The 21694-nt window shown below is 42.5% G+C and carries 17 protein-coding genes; 6 read left to right on the plus strand and 11 right to left on the minus strand.

Features of this window, described 5'->3' with window-relative positions; all coding sequences use genetic code 11:
* The first annotated feature begins 33 nt into the window (after positions 1-33).
* Positions 34-396 (plus strand): nuclear transport factor 2 family protein, encoded by a 363-nt coding sequence (locus DUL71_RS12755; RefSeq protein ID WP_114938407.1) that lies wholly within the window; start codon positions 34-36, stop codon positions 394-396.
* A gap of 80 nt (positions 397-476) precedes the next feature.
* Here DUL71_RS12755 and uxuA read toward each other — a convergent pair whose 3' ends face one another.
* Positions 477-1673, minus strand: coding sequence for a mannonate dehydratase (uxuA, locus tag DUL71_RS12760; RefSeq protein ID WP_244228744.1), 1197 nt, complete (start codon positions 1671-1673; stop codon positions 477-479).
* Positions 1674-1891: 218 nt separating this feature from the next.
* On the opposite strand from uxuA, the gene DUL71_RS12765 reads away from it, so the two are divergent.
* From DUL71_RS12765 to DUL71_RS12775, 3 genes are all read left to right on the plus strand, one after another.
* Positions 1892-3283: a sensor histidine kinase gene (locus DUL71_RS12765; protein ID WP_114938562.1), complete on the plus strand. Its 1392-nt coding sequence runs from the start codon at positions 1892-1894 to the stop codon at positions 3281-3283.
* A gap of 62 nt (positions 3284-3345) precedes the next feature.
* A complete protein-coding gene (locus DUL71_RS12770) occupies positions 3346-3723 on the plus strand; it encodes a response regulator (RefSeq protein ID WP_114938408.1) in 378 nt (125 codons plus the stop codon).
* A complete protein-coding gene (locus DUL71_RS12775; protein WP_208645531.1) occupies positions 3723-4766 on the plus strand; it encodes an adenylate/guanylate cyclase domain-containing protein in 1044 nt (347 codons plus the stop codon). Before DUL71_RS12770 ends, DUL71_RS12775 begins: the two co-directional genes overlap by 1 nt.
* A 337-nt stretch (positions 4767-5103) precedes the next feature.
* On the opposite strand, the gene DUL71_RS12780 is transcribed toward DUL71_RS12775, so the two are convergent.
* Positions 5104-5982 carry a YitT family protein gene (locus tag DUL71_RS12780; protein ID WP_112572094.1) on the minus strand — a complete coding sequence of 293 codons (879 nt, stop codon included), beginning with the start codon at positions 5980-5982 and terminating at the stop codon, positions 5104-5106.
* Between the two features lie 13 nt (positions 5983-5995).
* Positions 5996-6571: an HD domain-containing protein gene (locus DUL71_RS12785; RefSeq protein ID WP_114938410.1), complete on the minus strand. Its 576-nt coding sequence runs from the start codon at positions 6569-6571 to the stop codon at positions 5996-5998.
* A gap of 233 nt (positions 6572-6804) precedes the next feature.
* Between DUL71_RS12785 and DUL71_RS12790 the strand changes: the two genes are divergently transcribed.
* Positions 6805-8028, plus strand: coding sequence for a dicarboxylate/amino acid:cation symporter (locus DUL71_RS12790; protein WP_112572096.1), 1224 nt, complete (start codon positions 6805-6807; stop codon positions 8026-8028).
* Positions 8029-8073: 45 nt separating this feature from the next.
* Entirely contained in the window at positions 8074-8688 is a 615-nt protein-coding gene (locus tag DUL71_RS12795) for a trimeric intracellular cation channel family protein (protein ID WP_114938411.1), read from the plus strand.
* A gap of 159 nt (positions 8689-8847) precedes the next feature.
* Here DUL71_RS12795 and DUL71_RS12800 read toward each other — a convergent pair whose 3' ends face one another.
* The 8 genes from DUL71_RS12800 to DUL71_RS12835 all read right to left on the minus strand — a co-directional run bounded on the left by DUL71_RS12800 (position 8848) and on the right by DUL71_RS12835 (position 21683).
* Positions 8848-11130 carry a GH92 family glycosyl hydrolase gene (locus DUL71_RS12800; protein WP_114938412.1) on the minus strand — a complete coding sequence of 761 codons (2283 nt, stop codon included), beginning with the start codon at positions 11128-11130 and terminating at the stop codon, positions 8848-8850.
* 103 nt (positions 11131-11233) lie between these two features.
* Positions 11234-12739, minus strand: coding sequence for a RagB/SusD family nutrient uptake outer membrane protein (locus tag DUL71_RS12805; RefSeq protein WP_114938413.1), 1506 nt, complete (start codon positions 12737-12739; stop codon positions 11234-11236).
* Positions 12740-12765: 26 nt separating this feature from the next.
* Positions 12766-16167, minus strand: coding sequence for a TonB-dependent receptor (locus DUL71_RS12810; RefSeq protein WP_114938414.1), 3402 nt, complete (start codon positions 16165-16167; stop codon positions 12766-12768).
* A gap of 275 nt (positions 16168-16442) precedes the next feature.
* Positions 16443-17633 carry a FecR family protein gene (locus tag DUL71_RS12815; RefSeq protein ID WP_114938415.1) on the minus strand — a complete coding sequence of 397 codons (1191 nt, stop codon included), beginning with the start codon at positions 17631-17633 and terminating at the stop codon, positions 16443-16445.
* A 92-nt stretch (positions 17634-17725) separates the two neighbouring features.
* Positions 17726-18328, minus strand: coding sequence for an RNA polymerase sigma factor (locus tag DUL71_RS12820; protein WP_114938416.1), 603 nt, complete (start codon positions 18326-18328; stop codon positions 17726-17728).
* A 173-nt stretch (positions 18329-18501) separates the two neighbouring features.
* Positions 18502-19053 carry a pyridoxamine 5'-phosphate oxidase family protein gene (locus tag DUL71_RS12825; RefSeq protein WP_114938417.1) on the minus strand — a complete coding sequence of 184 codons (552 nt, stop codon included), beginning with the start codon at positions 19051-19053 and terminating at the stop codon, positions 18502-18504.
* Between the two features lie 118 nt (positions 19054-19171).
* Positions 19172-21457: a mechanosensitive ion channel family protein gene (locus tag DUL71_RS12830; RefSeq protein ID WP_161964426.1), complete on the minus strand. Its 2286-nt coding sequence runs from the start codon at positions 21455-21457 to the stop codon at positions 19172-19174.
* Positions 21399-21683, minus strand: a complete 285-nt coding sequence (locus tag DUL71_RS12835) for a hypothetical protein (protein WP_114938419.1) — start codon at positions 21681-21683, stop codon at positions 21399-21401. Before DUL71_RS12835 ends, DUL71_RS12830 begins: the two co-directional genes overlap by 59 nt.
* Positions 21684-21694: the final 11 nt, after the last annotated feature.

The following is a 21694-nucleotide window of genomic DNA, read 5'->3' on the forward strand; positions in this document are numbered from 1 at the left end:
TAACTTTATATCAACAATTAAAACCATAAGATCATGACCACCACCGAAGTAGCAGAAAAATTAGTAGAGTATTGCCGCGAGGGCCAGCATACCCAGGCTATTGATGAGCTTTATGCCGATAATATTGTGAGCCGTGAGCCAAAAGGTTCGCCAATGGAACTTACCGAAGGTAAAGAAGCCGTTAAAGGCAAAACAGAATACTGGTATGCTTCGGTGCAGGAGGTTCACAGCGGTGAGGTATCAGATCCCGTTGTTACTGGTAACTTTTTCGCGGTAACTATGGATATGGATGTTACCTATAAAGAAGGCGGCCGTATGCCAATGAATGAAGTAGCCGTTTACGAGGTAAAAGACGGAAAAATTATAGCAGAGCAGTTTTTTTATAATATGGGCTAACAGCACCTAACCAATAATAAGCAATTAAGGCCTTCGCTATATGCAAAGGCCTTTGTTTTTTATACCGGGGATGGTGAAAATTAATTTTCCAATGAGCGGATAATACCCAGCTCGAGCCCTCTCAGCTCGGCCAGGCCACGAAGCCTGCCAATGGCCGAATAACCAGGATTGGTTTTCTTTTTCAGATCATCCAGCATCTGGTGACCGTGATCCGGACGCATAGGGATGCTCAACTGGCGTTGTTTCATTACCTGCACCAGTTCTTTCACCACGGCAAACATATCTACGTCGCCTTCCAGATGGTTATCTTCATAAAAATCACCAAACTCATTGCGGTGGGTGCTGCGCAAGTGGATAAAATTGATCCTGTCGCCAAATTGTTTAACCATAGCAGGCAGATCATTATCGGGCCTTACACCGTATGATCCCGTACAGAAACATAAGCCATTGTTTAATGATGGTACCGCTTCAATAAGCGCGTTGATATGTTCGGCAGTGCTCACCACCCTGGGCAAGCCCAAAATAGCATACGGAGGATCGTCCGGGTGGATAACCATTTTAATATTATTGGTATCAGCAACAGGGATCACCTGCTGCAGGAAAAAGATCAGGTTTTGCCTTAACTTATCGGCATCAATACCATCATAAGCGGCCAAAGCCTCCCTGAATTTATCCAGCGTAAAGCTTTCCTCGCTGCCGGGTAAACCGGCTATGATATTGCGCTGTAGCAATTGTTTGTCATCATCACTCATGCCTTCAAAACGCGCTTTAGCACGGGCAAGGTCATCGGCAGTGTATTCCTGCTCGGCCCCTTCCCTTTTCAGCATGAATACATCAAAGGCTATGAAGGCAGCTTTTTCAAAACGCAGTGCTTTTGAGCCATCTTCAACCGTAAAACTCAGATCGGTACGGGTCCAATCAAGCACCGGCATAAAGTTGTAGGTAACTATCTGGATACCGCAGGCAGCCAGATTTTGCAGGCTTTGCTTATAGTTTTCGATATACTGCAGGTAACCATCGGTTTGTGTTTTGATGGCTTCGTGTACAGGCACGCTTTCAACTACATCCCACGTAAGGCCGGCTGCTTCAACAATAGCCTTACGTTCATTAATAGCTTCAACACTCCATACCTGGCCATTAGGAATTTGATGCAGGGCGCTCACAACGCCTGTGCAGCCTGCCTGGCGAATATCGCTTAAACTCACCGGATCATTAGGGCCATACCAGCGCATGGTATTGATCATGCTGAAAGTATTGCTTGTATTGGTACTACTCATTTTTTATATAGATAGGTTTAATATCAAAAACAGATGTTTTCTGCTTTTTAAACAGAACACTGATACACGGGCCAATAATCGTTATATTTTTTTAATAGCCTAACAGCTAATTGCAAATTGTTTTCGCCTGCCAATTAAATTACCCGCATAGTTTAATAATCATTGTAAAATTGTTAAATTTCGGCTTCGCATTTAATAAAAAGACAAAAACTGCCTTCATGAGTTTAGAACCTTTCCTCGCCGTATTTGTGATAACCCAGTACAGGAGACACCTGAAAATGGATGGTTTGCTAACTAAGTGGAACAAATACCTTAACATAGGCTATTACATAGCTATCGCCATTTTTATATTTGGCGTAAGTTTTGACCACGGAGAAAAACTGACTACGGTAATCTCACACCTGTTTTTTTTAGGGGTTGTAGTATGCCCTTACTATATTGAAGACCTGCGGTCGGGAAAACAGCTTGCCTTTGCGTTAATCCCCTATGCTATTGCCGGGTTAATACAGGATGTATTGGAAAAATGGTTCCCTACATTTTATGACAATCATGACAACATGATACAAAGCCTGGTGGTGTTCTCGCTCATCTGGGCGTTTTCACTTTGGCTTATCAGCAGGAAGCAAACCAAGGCACTGGAAAACGAGCGTAAACAACGCTTTGCCGAGCAGGAACAAAACCGTATGATGGCTGCGATGAAGGTAAACCTGGAAAGCGAAGTGCGCGAGCGTACAGCCGAACTCACAAAACAAACCGAAGAGCTTCAACTGGCGTTGTCCGAATTGAAAAGTACCCAGGCCCAGCTAATCCAATCGGAAAAAATGGCTTCATTAGGTGAGCTTACTGCCGGCATTGCCCACGAAATTCAGAACCCGCTTAATTTTGTAAACAACTTCAGCGAGGTAAGTATCGAATTATTGGAAGAACTGAAGGAAGAAGTTCTTGATAAACTGCCCGACGACGTAAAAGAAGATGCAGGCGATATCATTAATGACATTACCCAAAACCTGAGCAAAATAAACCAGCACGGCAAACGCGCCGACGCCATTGTTAAGGGCATGCTGCAACATTCGCGTGCAACAACGGGTAAAAAAGAACCTACAGATATTAACGCTCTTGCCGATGAATACTTACGTTTAAGCTACCACGGTTTACGAGCCAAGGATAAATCATTCAATGCCGGTATGAAAACCAGCTTTGCCCCTGATCTGGGTAAGATTGAAGCTATTCCGCAGGACCTGGGTCGTGTATTGCTTAACCTTTTTAATAACTCTTTTTACTCCGTTAGCGAAAAGAAACGGACCTTAGGCGAAGGTTACGAGCCTACAGTAACGGTTAATACTCAAAAGGTACGATCTCCATCGGGCGTCAACATGGTGCAAATTACCGTGGAAGATAATGGTACCGGGATCCCGCAAAAAGTATTGGATAAAATTTATCAGCCATTTTTCACCACCAAACCTACCGGACAAGGAACCGGCCTTGGACTATCCATGAGCTATGATATTATTACCAAAGGCCATGGCGGTGAGCTTAAGGTTGAAACTGCCGAAGGTGAGTTTGCGCGTTTTGTGATCTGCATACCGGTAGGCAATGTTACCCAAAGTTAAACGCCCGTAATTTTTACGTTTAACAAAAATAAAACCATCCAATAATTTAACTTTGAACTGCTATGAAAATACTTGTTGTTGATGACGAGGCAGATGTTCAACCCTTGTTTTTGCAACGCTTCAGGAAAGAAATAAAAAACGGCGAGGTGGAGTTTAACTTCGCCCTATCTGGTGAGGAAGCACTTAATTTTTTGGAAGAGCATCATTCGCAGGTAATCCTGATCTTATCTGATATTAATATGCCGGGCATGAGCGGTTTGGAGCTGTTACGTAACATCAGGCACAGCTATGAGAAACCACCACCGGTTGTAATGATGATAACCGCTTACGGTGATGATGATAATTACAAACAATCAATGGAGCTTGGCGCCAACGATTTTTTAACCAAGCCACTTGATTTTAATAATTTGAAAGACAAACTTAAACACTTAGAACAATAATGGCCAAGATACTGGTAGTAGATGACGAACAGGACCTGGAATTACTGATCAGGCAAAAATTCAGAAAAAAGATAAGGGAAGGGATATATGAATTTGTATTTGCCCAAAATGGTTTTGAAGCGTTAACTCAACTGGCTTCCCACCCCGATATTGATGTTGTTTTGAGCGACATTAATATGCCCGAAATGGATGGCCTTACCCTGCTTACCAAACTGCCTGATGCCAATCCGGTTTTGAAAGCGGTAATGGTATCGGCATATAGCGATATGGATAATATCCGCACCGCCATGAACCGTGGCGCGTTTGATTTTGTATGCAAGCCAGTAAACTTTGAAGACCTTGACATTACTATCGAAAAAACTTTACAACACGTTATTGAACTAAAAAAAACCATGCAGGCCATCAAGGAAAACAATATCCTGCGCATGTATGTGGATGAAAATGTGCTCAACTTCATGACCCATAAAGAGTTTGAGAACAGTCTTTTGAGTAACGAAACCATTGAGGCAACCGTGTTATTTATTGATATCTGCGGCTTTACCGCTATAACCGAGCACGTTGCCGCCAATACCGTTGTAGGCATGATCAACAAATACTTTGATATCATGGTGCAAGAGATCATCGCTCAAAACGGCCATATTGATAAATTTATGGGCGACGCGGTAATGGCTGTTTTCCGTGGCGAATACCACCTTGACCGCGCCATTGATGCAGCCCTCGCCGTGCGCGATAAAATGCACGGAGCCGACGAGATCCAGGCCGGTGATAAAACTTTTAAACCATCCGTTTCTATTGGTATTAATTCGGGCGAGATGATTTCAGGTAATATTGGCTCAGCTACCTTAAAACGTTTAGATTATACTGTTATAGGCGATGCCGTAAACCTGGCCCAGCGCCTGCAAACCGTAGCACAGGCCAACCAGATCATTGTTAGTGCCGATGTGTATGAACAGGCTAAAGGATCTTTCGCCCTCAATAAAATTGGTGAGGTAAGCCTGAAAAACAAAGCTAATCCGGTTGAGATTTATGAGGTAGTGGATTAGGTCTTAAATTGGAGGTTTTAAGTTCAAAGTCAGTTTGCTGCAAAACGATCAAGGTTCCGCGCCGTTGTTGGTGTTGTCACCAACAATTTATATTGTATAAAACGGATTTCTCAAAACAGCGCAGAATTGTTGGTGACAACACCAACAATGGCACAGAAAAATTCAAGGCCCTGAAATTTAATACTTAAGCTGGAAGCTTAAGCAATGCCCACTCCGAGTTACGCTCCACTAAACCCGAAGCAGCTTTTTATATAACAGAAATGCCATCCAAGGATGGCATTTCTGTTTTTCGATATAAACGACTTACGACTCGAGACTAAAGACTTAAGACTTCCAATTAATGATCCCTAACTTTTTTCTTCAACACACCACCGGCGGCTTCTTTAATGCTATTGGTAAAGACGAAAGCCTTAGGATCGATACTATGTACCAGATTTTTTAATCTGCGAACTTCTAAACGGGTTACCACGGTGAAGATGATATCAACCGGCTGGTGAACATCAAAGCTCTCTTTCATAAAGCCACGCTCGCCTTTGTAAATGGTGATCCCGCGACCGAGTTCCATCACCAATCGTTCTTTAATGATTTCGCTTTGACCTGAGATAATATTTATCGCGGTATATTCTTCCAAACCATCAATTACAAAAGTTATTGTTCTTGATGCAGTATAATAAGTCAAAATTGAGTACAGCGCCGTAGGCAAACCCAACTCAACAGCCGCTATCAGGAAAATAATGATATTGATACCTAAGATAATCTCGCTAATGGTGAAACTACTGCGTTTCAGCGTGTATAAAGCTAATATCTCGATGCCATCCAGCGCGCAACCGCCACGAATGGATAACCCTACGCCCAGGCCCATGAACACACCACCAAAAATAGATACCAATAGTTTATCCTGGGTTATAACCGGATATTCTATAAATTGTAAACACAGGCCAAGTCCAATTACACATGCGAACGTTTTCAGGGCAAATGATTTATTAACCTGGAACATGCCCATGATAATAAAAGGGATGTTGGCTATGATAATTACATAGGCTATATTGAAATGGTAAAGCTCATGAATTAACAATGAGATACCGGTTACCCCGCCATCAAAGAAACTATTGGGTACCAAAAAGCCTTTTAAAGCGAAACCGCAGAATAAAATACCAATGATAACGGTTACTACATCTTTGATAACTTCTTCAATTTTTAAACCCGGCTGTGTCATTAATCGCAGTATTTTATAGTCGTTGTGTGATAGCTGTTAAGTGTTCGTTTTTACATTTGGCCCTGAGCCTGAGCGCGGTTTGGGTGAAGTAATGATGGCTATGCAGGAACTTCACCTGCTGCCTGTCCCACTCCAATTCCGATTCAAGGTGATCTGTAATTACAAGTTCCGAAAATAACCTTTTACTGAGGATAAAAAAATCATTTCGGCCCAAATAATCTAAATCGGCATCACAAATTATCTGCCCCAAATGATTATGAGGGCTTTGCGGCATTTTGGTTGCCATAATAATATCGCAAACCTGTTCAATTTCGTCAGTAGAATAACCAAATTGAGGCAGGTATTGCCCCGCATTTTTGCATGAACTTTCCTCGTGATTGGTTTGCCCAAACAAAAAGCCCGAGTCATGGTAATAAGCAGCGGTAAGTAACAAGTCCAGCTCAAGGCCGCTTATCCCCTCGCCTGCCGCGATTTGTTTCGCAGCAGTATAAACATCAAGCGCATGATCGGCATTGTGATAATGAAAATGTTTTGGGAGTTCGTTTTTTATTTTGTCAAGGATAAATTCCCCGGCTTGTTCTACTTGCATTCGGTGCTTATAATGGGACGCTAATATATAAATTTAGGAGAGATGCGATGATTGGGAAAAATCTTATTTAAGACGGGATGTTCCTATGAAGCCATTGGCGATTGCCATTTTTCATCAGTAACAAAGAGATTATATTTCCACAAATATGTCAGAATTTAAAATAGGCACGGATTCAACGGACACAATTATGTACCTCTACATTAAAAACAAAACCTAACAATTATCTTAGCACAATGAACAGCTGGTTTAAAAACTACAAAGGCATTATCCTATTAATAACAGGCATTATCATAGGCAGTATTGCCGGGGCTGTTTTAGGTAATAAGGTGGAAATCATTAAGCCAATCGGTGATATTTTCCTGAACCTCCTGTTTACAGCTGTCGTGCCGCTGGTTTTCTTTGCTATAGCTTCGGCCATTGCCGCGCTGGATAGCTCGCAAAAGCTGGGAAAACTATTAGGAGTTACTTCGCTCGTGTTTGTCTCTACGGTACTGGTGGCTGCTATAGTTACCATTATCGCCATCTGGATCTTCCCTATCCATCAGCACCTTGTTGCCAGTCCTATCACCGAAGCAATCACCAAAAAACCTTTCGGCGATCAATTAACCAGCTTGTTTACCACAAGTGAGTTTTACCAGCTACTATCGCGTAAAAGTATGCTGGCTATGATCATTTTCGCGGTGATTACGGGCTTTGCCACACTGCATGCCGGCGAAAAAGGCAAAGCTTTTGCCAATTTTCTGCATAGCGGCAACGAGGTTTTTAAGAATATTTTTATTCTCATTATGAGGGTTGGCCCTATTGGTTTGGGGGCCTATTTCGCTTACCAGGTTGGCGTGTTCGGGCCGCAGTTGTTTGGTGGTTACGCACGTTCTATGGCTTTATATTATGGCGTAGGCGCTTTTTATTACCTGGCGTTATTTAGTGCTTATGCATTTATTGCAGGCGGCGTAAGCGCGGTTAAACGGTACTGGAAAAACAATATCGTGCCATCGGCTACGGCAGTGGGTACCTGTAGCAGCATTGCCACTATCCCGGCAAATTTAGATGCAGCCAAAAAAATGGGCATCTCAGATGCTATTGCCAATATTACTATCCCTCTTGGGGGCACTTTGCATAAAGATGGATCAAGCATCTCATCCATAGTAAAAATGGCCGTGGTTTTCGCACTGTTCGGCAAAAGCTTCAACAATGCCGAAACGATTATCATAGCGCTTGCAATGACCGTTTTAGTAAGCCTTGTTGAAGGCGGTATACCCAATGGTGGTTATATAGGCGAGTTACTTTTTATTTCGGCCTATGGTTTCCCGCCGGAAGCCCTCCCTCCCGCTATTATCATTGGAACTTTGGTTGATCCTATGGCCACATTATTGAACGCCACCGGGGATACTGTTGCGGCTATGCTGGTGGCCAGGTTTACGGAAGGAAGAGGCTGGATGAAACCAGAAGCCCCCTAACCCCCTAAAGGGGGAACACTGAAAGATTCACTTAATATTACCTATATGCTTCACATCCTTTACATTATAGCTATTATTGCCGAGGCCATGACGGCGGCTTTATCTGCCGGGAGGCGTGATATGGATTGGGTTGGTGTTTGTATTATAGCCTGGGTAACGGCCTTGGGCGGTGGAACCGTACGCAATATCCTGTTTAACCATTACCCCATGAGTTGGGTAGAGCATCCTGAATATTTGGTTATCACCGCTGGGGCAGCCATATTAGCCGCCATTATTGCCCGCATCATGACCAAAATGAAAACATTATTCCTTTACCTTGACGCCCTGGGATTAGTGGTATTTACCATTATCGGCTGCCAGATAGCCGAGCAAATCAACCTGCCTATGATTATCATTTTACTAAGCGGTATGATAACCGGATGTGCAGGCGGTGTGCTTCGTGATGTATTATGTAATGAGGTACCGTTGTTGTTTCGTAAGGAAGTCTACGCCAGCGCGTCCATTGTTACCGGGGCATTTTACTTAGGAATTGAACATCTGGGAGCCCCTAATGGCGTGGCAATTGTAATAGCTTGTATTATTGGTCTGGCGTTACGCCTGCTTTCTATCAAATATAACTGGCAAATGCCCAAGTTTGTGTACCGGGAAGAATGGCATTAACTCTTGATTTGGGATTTTCGATTTCGGATTCTGTTTTTACGTCAGCTTAAAGCTGACACTATAGTATACCACTGGCTGAAAGCCCGCGGCAGTCCTGCATAAAACAGCAACGGCAAGGTTTTACCTCGCCGTTGCTGTTTATATATAAAAAAACGTTTTTTACTTCTCCGTACTCAACGAATACGGAACATCACTCACTTTCACAGCTCTTGTTTTATTAGGCTGAGGTGCCATGTTAAAGTTAAGTACCGCACCTTTTTTAAGTTCTGAATGACTTAACCAGGTTAAATCATACGGCTTGCCGTTAACGTTTAACGTATTGATGTATTTATTAGCCGGGCTGTTATTAGCAGCGTTAATCACAACGGTTTTACCATTTTCAAGGTTAAGGGTAATTTTCTTAAACAATGGCGTACCTAAAACGTACTGATCGCTGGCTGGGGTTACCGGATAGAAGCCCATGGCCGAGAATACATACCAGGCAGATGTCTGGCCGTTATCTTCATCGCCGCAGTAACCATCTGGAGTAGCTTTGTACAGTTTCTCCATAGCATCCCGTACATGGAACTGGGTTTTCCATGGTTCACCGGCATAGTTGTACAGGTATATCATGTGCTGAATAGGCTGGTTGCCATGCGCGTACTGGCCCATGTTCATGATCTGCATTTCGCGGATCTCGTGAATGGTTTCACCATAGTAGCTATCATCAAATACCGGCGGCATGCTGAATACTGAATCAAGTTTGACAATGAATTTCTGGCGACCGCCCATCAAATCAATAAGCCCCTGCATATCCTGGAATACACTCCAGCTGTAGTGCCAGCTATTGCCTTCGGTAAAGGCATCGCCCCATTTAAACGGACTGAAAGGTTTTTCAAAAGTACCATCCTGGTTTTTACCACGCATCAGCTTGGTTTCCGGGTCGAACAAGTTTTTATAATTCATGGCACGCTGTTTATAAATGCCAATTTCTGATTCGGGTTTGCCCAGCGCCTTGCCTAACTTGTAAATAGCAAAATCGTCATAAGCGTACTCCAATGTGCGGGCAGCGTTTTCGTTGATCTTAACATCATAAGGCACATACCCTAATTTGTTATAGTACTCTACGCCTTGCCTGCCTGTAGCCTGTGGACCAGCATTGTTAGCTCCATGCACCAAAGCCTCCCATAAAGTGCTGATATCATATCCACGCAAACCTTTTAAATAAGCTTCAGAAACAACAGAGGCCGAGTTATTACCAATCATAACAGCCGAATACCCCGGACTTGACCATTCAGGCAACCAGCCACCTTCTTTATAGTCGTTAATAAGGCCTTCCTGCATTTCTTTGTTGATAGAAGGATAAACCAGGTTCAGGAATGGATATAAAGCCCTGAAGGTATCCCAGAAGCCTGTACCGGCAAATTTATAACCCGGAAACACTTTACCTGTAGAAGCGCTGTAGTGTACTATCTTGTTGTCTTTGTCTATCTCATACAATTTGTTCGGGAAAAACACCATGCGGTAAAAGCACGAGTAAAAGGTACGCATCTGATCAACCGAGCCACCTTCAACCTGTAAATGGTTCAGGGTTTTGTTCCAAACGGCTTTAGCTTTTTGGCAGGTTATGTCAAAGCTGTCTTTACCCTGCTCACGTTCTAAGCTAATTTCAGCCTGTTCAATGCTGATGAATGATGACGCTACACGCAAATGAACCTTTTCGCCTTGCGTGGTTTTAAAACCTATCAAAGCGCTTGCATGCTCAGCTTTCAGCTCCAGGCCATCAGCCTGTGTGGTATCGCTGAAAGTGTGTGCATACGTGATAGGCTTATCTACATAAATAACAAAGTAGTTTTTAAAGTTTTTAAGCGGCCCGCGGGCGTATTTGGTTGAGTAGCCCACAATCTTTTTCTGATCGGGCATGATCTTTACATACGATCCCTTGTTCAACGCATCGATAACAATAAATGAACTATCGGTTTTAGGATAAGTAAACCTGAACTGCGCCGAGCGTTCGGTTGGGGTAATTTCGGTAGTTACATCATGATCGGCCAGGTAAACGCTGTAATAGTAAGGCTTGGCAGTTTCGGCTTTGTGCGAGAACCAGCTGGCCCTTTTATTTTGGCCTACCACCGCGTGTTTGGTAACCGGCATAATGGCAAATTGCCCATAGTCGTTCATCCATGGTGATGGCTGGTGGGTTTGTTTAAACCCGCGAATTTTGTGCGCATCATACGTGTATGCCCAACCATCGCCCATAACGCCGGTTTGGGGTGTCCAGAAGTTCATACCCCACGGCAGGGCAATTGCGGGATAAGTGTTACCATTTGAAAGGTCGTAATGCGAATCGGTACCCATCAACGTATTGATGTATTCAACAGGGTCGGTAACTTTATTTACCTGTTGAGCAAAAGTACCCGATGCCAACAACACGGATGTGATAAGTGCAAGGGCTTTTTTCATTGTTTAATGCTGTTAATATTTGGTGAAACGTTTTACCAGCCGTAAATATAAAAGACTGGCTTGATATGGCCAGTCTTTTATGTGTATTATTTGCAATATACAATTACCAACCCGGATTTTGGGTCAGTTTACTGTTAGTGCTGATTTCACGCTGCGGTAGAGGCCACAGGTAATATTGGTCTTTAAAAGTTACCCCCTGCTCTGTTTGTGAAGCAGTAGGATCGGCAAAGGTATTTGACTGTGGCAGGTAAGCCATGTGGGTACGCTGCATATCAAAGTACGCTTTGTTTTCATAAGCAAGCTCATGGTAACGCTCTTTCCAGATAGCCTGACGGAAGGTATCTTTAGTTAACCCGCTCAAAGCAGCCAATTTAGCCCGTGCACGGATAGCGTTTACTGCCGCATAAGCATCAGCAGTTGGGCCATTTACTTCGTTTGATGCCTCAGCGTAAATTAACTGAGCTTCAGGTAAACGTAATAAAGTCCAGTTCTCATCGCTATTACCGCTTTGCGCAGCACTTTCAACCTGGAAATATTTGTAAAGTGCATGCTCACCAAATTGGATAATATTACTTGGGTTACCATACTGCGGATAGCTTGAGAAGTAAAACTGACGCTCTTGTGTGCGAAGATCGCCTGCTTCATAACTTGCCACAAACTGGTTAGTAGGGATCATAGCACCCAGGTGGTCGCCATAAGCGCCAACCAACAGGTTAAACGGAATTGTTAACTGAGGGATAGCATTGGTTTGAGTACCTAACAGGTAATTGATCTGGAATATTAGCTCCTGCTGATTTTTATGAGCATTATCATGCAGATAAGCATAATCGGTAAACAACGAATACCAACCTAAAACCGGCTGAATTTCAGATACGGCCTTAGCGTAATTTTCAGTTTGTTTAAGCGGGAAACCTGCAGTTGTTAAGTAAACACTGGCCAATAAAGTTTTTACCGCGCCTAAAGAAACACGACCGGTTGCATCTGTATTTGGCATACCTGAGGCTTCTGCTGCCTGTAAATCGCTGATAATTTGTTTGTATACATCAGCTACAGCTGTACGTGAAGGATACAGGTCTGGGCTACTAACTGTTTGCGAAGTAGTGATCAACGGAACATCGCCGTATAAACGTACCAGATGGTAATAGTAAAACGCTCTGAAAAAATAGGACTCTCCTATTAGCTTCTTTTTCAAGCCATCATCCATAGGTGATATGCCAGGGATTTTTTCGATGGCAAGATTTGCATTGGCAATACCTTTGTAGCAATTTGACCATACGGTTTCAAAACCTGGGTTAACGGCATCGGTACGCTGATGGATTACGTTTCCATTGTTAACGCTCTGCCCTAATGAAGTAGCGTGACCGGCAAATAACTCCATTGTAATAAATGGGCTTTCACCGTAAGCGTCACCATGCTGAAAAAAATACATGATGTTATACAAACCGTTTACAAAGGTTTGCGCCTGGTTTGAGCTGGTGAAATAATTATTCTTAACGAAATCTGTTTTGGCTTGTTCATCAAGATATTTTTTGCAACCACTGTTTACCGTAGCCGCAGCAAGGATAAGTAAAAGACCACCTACCCGGTATTTTTTTAAGTTAAATTTCATAATATGATATTTTAACATGTTTTAGATTAAAGACTAACATTAACACCTAACAGGAAAGTACGTGGTTTTGGATAATCATAAAACTGGATACCCTGTGTAAAGTTACTTGAGGCATTGTAGGTTGATACCTCAGGATCATAACCGGTATATTTGGTTATCAGGAACAAGTTTTGTGCCTGCGCGTAGACCCTTAAACGGCTTAATTTTAACTTTTTAAGGATATTGTCATTAAAGGTATAACCCAATGTTACTGCCCTGCCGCGAATGAAGTTACCGCTCTCAACTTTAGTTGAATAAATTTCGGTTTGGTAACGCACATATGCTGGCCTGTCTTCGGCAATGCTGGTGTTTTGGTTAGTTGGCGTCCATGCGTTTAACACAGTTGCATAACTATTTGCCTGACCGGTACGGTCCTGACCGGAGTGACGTGTTAAGTTCATGATCTGGTTGCCATAGTTGAACTGCAAATCCACACCTAAATCGATGTTTTTGTAACGGAAGTTGTTGCTGAAGGTACCATAGCCATCAGGTATTGATTTACCAAGGATCACTTTATCAGCAGCGCTCACTTTGCCGTCGCCATTGGTATCCTGTATTTTCAGATCGCCTGGCAGCAAGCCGTATTTAGCAGCTTCAGCAGCCTCCGCGGTACCCCAGGTTCCAAGTACTTTGTAACCATAGAAGCTACCGGCCGGAAGACCAACACGCATCAGGTTAAATTGCGACAGGAAGGTTGGATCAAGGAAGATATCATCATTAGATGCACCTAACTGAAGGATCTTATTTTTAAGAAACGAGATATTAAATGTAGAATTCCAGGTAAAGTCCTGAGTTTTTATTGGAGTTGCATTTACGGTAAACTCTAAACCTTTATTTTGTAAGCGGCCAATATTTTTATAAACCGCGTTAAAACCACTTGTTTCTGGCAGTGGTGCATTTAACAACAATGCTTTTGTTTTTTTCAGGTAAGCATCTGCTTCAATGTTCAAACGGTTGTTAAACAAGCCTAATGAGAAACCTAAGTCATACTCTGCTGTTTTTTCCCATTGCAAATCTTCGTTACCAATTGAAGTTTGAGTAGTACCTACTGCACTGTTACCGCCGAAAGCATAACCAACTGTTCCGATATTTGCCAGTGAACGATACTCACCAATTTCAGAGTTACCGGTTAAACCATAACTCAACCTGAATTTCAGATCAGATATAGTTTTGTTATCCTTCAGGAAATCTTCCTGTGATGCACGCCAAGCAAACGCTGCAGATGGGAAGAAACCATATTTTTTGTTTGTACCGAAACGAGACGAACCGTCTTCGCGACCTGTTAAAGTTAAGAGGTATTTCTCGTTGTAATTATAGTTTAACCTGCCAAAGAATGACTGCATTTGCCATGCATCATAACCAGACTCAGGTTTGTTAGGTACGATACCTGCTGAAAGGTTATAGTATTGATAAAAGTCGTCAGACAGTGTACCGGTTGATCCTTTTAAACGCAGCTGCTGGAAGTTTTGACGCTCGGCACCTACAACCAGGTTTACGCTGTGTACTTTATTAAAAGTTTTGTTATAGGTAAAATAGTTTTGCCATTGCCAAAACGTTCTGTTAAACTCTTCAATAGAAGCAGAGCTATAGCTTTGTCCGGCAACCGGACCACCAACAAGGCCACTTTGTGAAGCTGGGTTATAGTTGGCAGAAGTGGTTACACCTAAAACGCTGCGGAATTCAAGACCTGGCACAATATTCAAATTCAAATAACCATTACCACTGAAAATACGGTTACGGGTAAGTGATTGAATTTCATTAGCCTGTGCTACCGGGTTATCACCGCCTTCAAGGTTTGGATAATCGGTACGTTTGCCATAGGTTCCGTCAGGGTATCTAACCGGAATAAAAGGCACCATCTCAATCAACATACGCGGAATGTTGTTACCACCGGTACCCTGATCCTGGTTACGGCCATCCTGGTAGTTATAGTTTAAGGTAGCACCAACTTTAACCCATGGTTTTATCTGGTTATCAAAAGTTAAACGCACATTATAACGTTTCAAATAGCTATTCAGGATGATACCCTCGTCGTCAGCATAGTTCAGGAATAAGCCATAGTTTACATTTTCGGCGCCACCGGTGAATGCAACGTTATGGTTTTGGCTTACCGAAGTACGGGTTGTAGCTTTTTGCCAATCAACGTCATACAATGGGTTTAGATTTTGGTCAAACAGTTTGCCTATCAGGGCAGTTCTCTGTGTTACCGGGTTACGATCGGTATAGTCACCTGCGGCCCAGCCGGTAGGGTCATATTTTTTGATATTAGCATAAGAAATATCCTCAACCTGCATAAACTCCCTTGAGTTAAGCACCGGTATTTCTTTAAACATGTGGTTTACTGCTACGTACGCATCGTATGAAATGGTACCGCCTTTTTTACCTCTTTTAGTAGTAACCAAAATTACACCGTTGGCACCGCGTGTACCGTAAATAGCAGTTGATGACGCGTCTTTCAATACGTCGATAGTTTCGATATCGTTAGGATTGATCGCGTTACCGCCTTCAGTCCAAACCACACCATCCACAACATATAGCGGATCAGTGTTGGTGTTGATTGAGCTATAACCACGAATCCTGATCTTGGTTGCGCCACCTGGTGCACCCGAGTTGCTCGATACGTTTACACCGGCAATTTTACCCGATAACTCCTGCTCCAGATTAGTTTGCGGGCGCTCTTGTAATTGTTTCGCGCCAACGCTACCAACAGAACCGGTAAGGTCGACTTTTTTTGCAGTACCGTAACCAACCACAACAACCTCGCTCAAAGCTTTTGGCTCTTCTACCATCACAACGTCAATCTGGCTTCTGCCATTAATGGGCACATTTTGGGTTGTATATCCAATAAATGTAAATACCAGCGTTCCGTTACCGTCAGGCGCGTTAATAGTGTACTTACCGTTAACATCGGTTTGTAAACCAACATTACTGCCTTTTACCCTAACAGTAACACCAGGGATAGGGCCTTTTGAATCACTTACCGTACCCGTGATCTTGATTGGGGCAACAGCAATTTGCGACACAACAGGTTCATCCTTCTTTTTTACGACGATGGTTTGGTCAAAAATTTTGTAAGTAAGTGGCTGATCTTTAAAACATTGATCAAGCGCGTTTTCTATAGATACGTTTGCAACTTCAATGTTGATGGCTCCTGCTTTTGAAACATCCTGCTTGTCATACATAAAATGATAGCCGGTTTGTTTTTCTATTGAACGGAGTACTTTTTCAACGGTAGTGTTTTTTTGGTGCAAAGTAACTATCTGGCTATAACTTTTGGCGCATACGTTGGTAAGGGCCGCAAGTATAATAAAGGCAGTTAGCTTCATGGCCAATATAAATTTGCGTAATTGGGGCCATGCCAAAGGCGTGGCCTTAGAATTAAAATTCATAAGTTTGTAGAGTTTGGGTTAAACATTAACTTTCAATTCATCGATTGTAGAATTTTGGGACCCAGATGTTTAAGCCGGGCAAGTACTGCGAATACTTCCCGGTTTTTTTATATCCTGGTTTTTAGCTTTTATCATGTGTTTAAACACATGATAAACCGTTTTACCATTTTGGGCCCAAAGGGGTCGGGCTAAATTTTCTTAGGTATTTCTTCCATCATAGGGTTGTTTAAATTGTTAACAATTGGTTGCTTAATATAGTAGGTATAATAATTATGCTATTGTTGTATAGTGATGCGCTTATCTTCAATTTTATATTTCACCCCGGCATAACCAAGCATGTTCATTAATTCGGATGCTTTTACATTTCGGGATATCCGGCCTGTAAATTCACGCTGCGGTATTTTGCCTTCGTAGGCCACATCAACATCATACCAGCGGGCAGCCTGCCTCATAATGGCATCTATCCCCGCGTCCCTGAATTGAAAGATACCGTCTTTCCAGGCTACTTCATCATCTACATCAACATCGTCAAGTACTTTCAGCCTGCCTGCCTTATTGAGTACAGCCTGCTGTCCGGGCTTTAAAACACCAGTTGCAGTGCCGTTGCTTATTTTTACCGATCCTTCTAATAACGTGGTTTTCATTTCAGCCTCGTCATTGTAGGCCATGATATTAAAATGTGTTCCTAAAACCTCAACTGTTGTATTGTCGGATTTAACCCTGAAAGGCATGTTCGGGTTTTTAGAAACCTCAAAGTAAGCTTCGCCGGTGATGGTGACTTCACGCGTTTTGCCTGTAAACCTGGTTGGAAAGCTTAATGATGATGCTGAATTCAGACAAACCTTGCTCCCATCCGGCAAAATCAACTGATATTGCCCGCCACGGGGAGTCGAGATGGTATTTATAACCGGAGCATCAGCATTGATACCTGCTTCATATACCAGCTGACCGTTGCGGGTTTTGTTGATTTTAGTGGCTCCCTGTTGCGCCAGCAGGCCGTTTTGCGCACTATCAAGTGTAATGGTTTTGCCGTTAGCCAGTGTTAAAATTGCTTTGTTACCGCCCGGCAGAGCATCATTTTTAGGATGGATTTTGGCAATGCTCTTTTTTGTAACAACCTGCTTTTTTTGATTGCTGTAAATGTACGCGCCAAAACCTACAAGGAATAATAGAGATGCAGCAACGCCCAGCTTTCTCCACGGTAAATTGTTTTTCGCCGGGGTAACAACAGCAGGCTCGGTATTAGTCCTTAAAATCTGGGCGAGCATCTCATCGCTTTTTGACTTATCGAAAAGCGGGCCATCGTCATCAAGACTGTCCCATGCCTGGTGTATGAGCGAGGCAAGCTCCGCATCCGTTGCAGATGAGTCGATGATTTCAAAAAGTTCATCGCGCTCATCCTCCGAGGCAGTGCCGTTATAGTACTTATTAAACAGATAATTCAGCCTAACGTAAAGTTCGCTCATAGTGTCGTTTTTCGGTATAACTGTATAATTGGCTACAGTGAGTTGGGGCAGATCTCATATACATGACACCCGCAGGATTAAAAAAGGGGGTATTACTTTTTAAAAAAATGAAAAAAATGTACCAGCGCCATTATAAGCGCTATAGCTTCGCGATGTTCATGTACATATTCTTTTATGGAAGCAGTGGCTATTTGCAGGTATTTCTTCACCGTTTCACGGGATAGTTCCAGTTCATCGGCAATTTCATGGTACTTTAAACGGCTGTGCCTGCTCATCAGGTAAATCTTTTGCTGTTGTGGGGGCAGCTTGTCTATCGCTTCATCAATCAGGTTATAATAATGATCAGATGCCTGTGCTTCGGTAGTAAAAGGTACGATATTGGTTTCCTCCAACTTTTTAAGCTGTAATTGCTCCCTTGAAACTTTACGCAGGCAGTTTAAAGCATGATTTTTGGAGAGTACAAACAGGTATGCTTTGAAATTATCAACATTGGCAAGAGCCTCGCGGGTCATCCAGATCTTCATAAAAACATCCTGAACCACCTCCTCCGCTAATTCAACAGACTGGGTAATGCGTAAGATGTGAATACCTAAACGCTGATGATAAGCCGCAAATAACCTGCGAAAGGCAAATTCATTGCCTTCGGCAACCTGCAAAAGCAGCTCCTTCTCATCTGATTGAGTAAATTCAAACATAGGTTAATGTTGGTGCTACAAATATTATAAAAATCGTAGTATTTGCAACATATAATTATATCGACGAAACCATCGTATAACTTTAAAGCAATTGAAATGTTTGAATAAAATATTCCACACCTCTATTCCTTAAAGTTGTTTTAACTATTAAGTATGTATTAAATAAAGGGTTATCAATATAATGGCGTTGGTAAACCATCCAAACTAATCCTGTTTTTCTCCTGCTTATAATTGGCCAATCCTTGTTCGCCTTTCTTTTCCGCCCATTTAATAGCATAATCACGTTCGCCCAAATATTCATAAAGTGGTACGCTGAACCCGCATGAGGTTTGCACCATGTCTATATCGCCTACTATAATTTGCCGTGTAGCCATGTGAATGTCGAAATACCGGGAAAGCGTGTTCCACTCATCGTTACTGTCATCAGGCAAAATACTATAACCCTTACCGTACAGACGCAGGATATTAGGAGGCCCATCAAAGGCACAAAACATAAAAGTGATGCGCCCGTTTTCGAGCAGGTGGGCAGCAGTTTCGTTCCCGCTGCCAATAATATCCATATAAGCCACACGGTTGTTTGAAAGAATGCGAAAACTCGCGTTATCTTTTGGCGAAAGGTTTACATGCCCTCCGGATGTTAACGGGGCGGTAGCCACAAAAAAGATTTTTTGATGGGCAATAAAATCCTTGTGGTGATCAAGTATCTCATTAAAAAACTTACCCATAATATGAGGTTTTAATTAGCGACACTCAAATATAAGCATAATCGTTTTAGCATTGTGTTAGCGAAGCATGTTTATTAAATTAACCGGCGCGCTAAAACACTGCTTTAATGAGCGACAGCTATTTTTTGTGCTCCTTTTTATTCGTGTTGGTTTCGATAGACTCATCGGCGGGCGGCTGATGGATATAAAGCTCCTGCTGCGGAAATGGGATCACAATCCCTTCGTTTTTAAACGCGACATCTATAGCGGCTATAATTTCGCTTTTGACAGCTGCTCCGTCTTTATAATCGCGTACCCAAAAGATAATTTTGATATCGATGGAGCTATTGTTAAAGTTTTGAAATAAAACCGCCGGTTTGGGATGCTCATGGATCCGCTTATTTTCTGCCAGCAAAGCGGCAATGATCTGCTGGGGTTTCTGCAGGTCGGTTCCATAAGCTACACCAACTACAATTTCAATTTGCCGTTTACTGCCGGCCAATGTCCAGTTTATTAAATGGGCATTTAACAAATCGCCGTTGGGTATAACCATATCGGGGCCATCCCATTTTGAGATGATGCTGCTCCTGAAACCAATTGATTTCATGGTGCCGCCCTGCCCTCCTATTTCAACAATATCGCCTACGTTCACCGGTTTTTCAAAGGCTATTATAAGTCCGCTCACCAGGTTATTAACCAAAGTTTGCAAACCCAGGCCTATACCTAAACCTAAAGCGCCAACTATAACTGTTATTTGTTGTATGGGAAAGCCTGACGCCGCAAGCGCCAGGAATAAGCCCGTACTCATAATAGCAACCCGAATGAGCAGAAGCCAACTGCCCAACCCTGCTTTTCTGACGTTGCCTGTATTGACAGGATCTGTATTTGACTCCGAAGCAAAATAGGATACAATTTTTGAAACTACTATAGATGCTGCCAAAATCAGGAAGAATACCAGTATATTGTTTACTGTGAAGGTGTAATTACCAAGCGTTCGTTCATTGAAGAAAAAATCATTTAAAGGGTCCGAGATCTCTTTAAAAACATAAAAATTATGCCCGAAAAGCACAAACCATCCAAGCACCAATAGGATATAAAGCAAAGGCGGAGCTTTTTCCCCAACACGGTCAAAATTGATATAGAACAGCTTTTTATCCTGCTTCGTATATACGTTTGAGGCTATGCACAGTCCCTGGTTTATCAACCTGATAGTCCACAAAAACAGGATGCCTATTACCACATTTAGATAACCGCTGATGAGCAGCGTTTTTGAAAGGTTATACCGGCCGAAGATATTGGCCACAACAGAGGCCAGCTCTAAAAACGCGGCAAGTCCGATAAAATAAAGGATCAGCTTTTCCCGCAATTCGTCTTTTCGGCCTTTTATCAATACCAGGATACTAACAATGGTACCTGCTAAAGCCAGGATCAACATAGCCCATCGCTCTACCCGGGATGCCTGCAGAATAAGATTATCAAAACAGGTTATCGCAAAAAGCACGACAAACGTTAACCAGATCATCATCCAATGCCGGGTAATAAACTGCCTGAAAACGATGGTTAGACAAACAGTAGGCGTAATCCAAAACAAACAATTAAAAATAAAAGGCGGATCGGAAAAAATAAACTGGCCAAGGTTGAGCACCATAATTATCGCCGAAATAATGGGATAGCGCAATACCAGCAACCTTTGCGCGTCATCAGCGGCATTATCCTTGTAACCTATCATTTTTTGGAGCGTTCGTAAAAAGATGGTTGAGGCGGTGATCATTAAGAGGATCAGAAAGATGCGGCCAGGATTATTCCGGGTATAGAAGATAAAATTGAGCTTTGCCTTAAGATATGAAAAATGAAAGATCTGACTAAATGGTCTCGCGTATCCGACATCCGCACCCAGGTTTGCAAACTCCCGGCTAAACATGTTTGCCGATAGCTCCTCCTGGTAATTGTCAACTTCCTCCAGTTGAGTACGAAGCTTTATGGCAACCAGGTTTACTATTTTTTGCAGTTTATGTACGTTGTTTATAGCATAAGTAAGTGCGGTATCTGCAGGGTTGATCTCATTGGCAACCATATTAATTTTCTGTACATACTCGTGCGCCAGTAATGAATCTTTCGGGAATTTATAAAGCGATGTATCGGCAGATAATGAGTCTATCTTATACCTGAACTGTACAAGGCTTTTTTCATATTTATCAATTAAATCCTTACGCGCATTGGCACGGTTTAAAAGTTCGGATAAAATTTTTGATGTGGCCGTGAGATTGCGATAGGTTTGCGCTGTACCCTTGTTGGTAAAAACGCCATCGCCCACTACTTTTATGGTGGCTTCTATCTGTTCAAGCTCGTTGCTTATGCCTACGGTATCAATCCCCGCTTTGATGAATACCTGGGCCCGTAATGTAAATTTTTTTAATATCTTCAATAAGCTCATCCTGCTTAATAGCTGTTTTTTCGATGCTAAATTTAACTATGCTCCTTTGGGTGATTGCCTGACCAAGCCGTTTAACCTTTGAAGCATAATCTTTTTGAACGCTATCACCAACCTGCGTTTTACCGGTCGAATCCTGACGGGCCGCCGCGGAAAAGCACATCAATACTGTGTATAAAAACAGCAGGAACCATTTTTTATAGATATGAATTAACTTCATAAATGTTATTT

Source organism: Mucilaginibacter endophyticus (assembly GCF_003351025.1).
GTDB classification, from domain to species: domain Bacteria; phylum Bacteroidota; class Bacteroidia; order Sphingobacteriales; family Sphingobacteriaceae; genus Mucilaginibacter; species Mucilaginibacter endophyticus.

Bases quoted from the DNA above. Each gene is read 5' to 3' on its own strand.
- DUL71_RS12755 (WP_114938407.1), top strand. From the start codon at position 34: ATGACCACCACCGAAGTAGCAGAAAAATTAGTAGAGTATTGCCGCGAG.
- uxuA (WP_244228744.1), bottom strand. From the start codon at position 1,673: ATGAGTAGTACCAATACAAGCAATACTTTCAGCATGATCAATACCATG.
- DUL71_RS12765 (WP_114938562.1), top strand. From the start codon at position 1,892: ATGAGTTTAGAACCTTTCCTCGCCGTATTTGTGATAACCCAGTACAGG.
- DUL71_RS12770 (WP_114938408.1), top strand. From the start codon at position 3,346: ATGAAAATACTTGTTGTTGATGACGAGGCAGATGTTCAACCCTTGTTT.
- DUL71_RS12775 (WP_208645531.1), top strand. From the start codon at position 3,723: ATGGCCAAGATACTGGTAGTAGATGACGAACAGGACCTGGAATTACTG.
- DUL71_RS12780 (WP_112572094.1), bottom strand. From the start codon at position 5,982: ATGACACAGCCGGGTTTAAAAATTGAAGAAGTTATCAAAGATGTAGTA.
- DUL71_RS12785 (WP_114938410.1), bottom strand. From the start codon at position 6,571: ATGCAAGTAGAACAAGCCGGGGAATTTATCCTTGACAAAATAAAAAAC.
- DUL71_RS12790 (WP_112572096.1), top strand. From the start codon at position 6,805: ATGAACAGCTGGTTTAAAAACTACAAAGGCATTATCCTATTAATAACA.
- DUL71_RS12795 (WP_114938411.1), top strand. From the start codon at position 8,074: ATGCTTCACATCCTTTACATTATAGCTATTATTGCCGAGGCCATGACG.
- DUL71_RS12800 (WP_114938412.1), bottom strand. From the start codon at position 11,130: ATGAAAAAAGCCCTTGCACTTATCACATCCGTGTTGTTGGCATCGGGT.
- DUL71_RS12805 (WP_114938413.1), bottom strand. From the start codon at position 12,739: ATGAAATTTAACTTAAAAAAATACCGGGTAGGTGGTCTTTTACTTATC.
- DUL71_RS12810 (WP_114938414.1), bottom strand. From the start codon at position 16,167: ATGAATTTTAATTCTAAGGCCACGCCTTTGGCATGGCCCCAATTACGC.
- DUL71_RS12815 (WP_114938415.1), bottom strand. From the start codon at position 17,633: ATGAGCGAACTTTACGTTAGGCTGAATTATCTGTTTAATAAGTACTAT.
- DUL71_RS12820 (WP_114938416.1), bottom strand. From the start codon at position 18,328: ATGTTTGAATTTACTCAATCAGATGAGAAGGAGCTGCTTTTGCAGGTT.
- DUL71_RS12825 (WP_114938417.1), bottom strand. From the start codon at position 19,053: ATGGGTAAGTTTTTTAATGAGATACTTGATCACCACAAGGATTTTATT.
- DUL71_RS12835 (WP_114938419.1), bottom strand. From the start codon at position 21,683: ATGAAGTTAATTCATATCTATAAAAAATGGTTCCTGCTGTTTTTATAC.